General features: G+C 40.8%; 1 pseudogene. It reads left to right on the forward strand.

What is annotated here, in order from left to right:
* Window positions 1–306: pseudogene (locus tag FLQ44_RS18120) on the forward strand (methionyl-tRNA formyltransferase); the annotation flags it as partial.

Consider the following 306-nt stretch of genomic DNA (forward strand, 5'->3'; position numbering starts at 1 on the left):
ACAACAATGGATACTTCCGCAAGCTTGTATGAAAAACTTGCAACTCAAGGTGCACAAGCAATCTGCACAGTGCTTGAATCAGAGCAAAAATTACAACAATACTTAGAAGCACGTGAAGTTCAAGACGAACAATTCACCGTTTACGCCCACAAACTGACTAAGGCAGAAGCCCAGATTGATTGGCGCAAATCTGCTATTGAAATTGACCGCACTATCCGCGCATTTAACCCTTGGCCTGTTGCCTTTACACCAATTAATGAAAGCAATAATCTACGAATCTGGAATGCAACAATTTCTGATGTAATT

Origin of the sequence: Vogesella mureinivorans (assembly GCF_007644035.1) — a bacterium.
GTDB lineage: Bacteria > Pseudomonadota > Gammaproteobacteria > Burkholderiales > Chromobacteriaceae > Vogesella > Vogesella mureinivorans.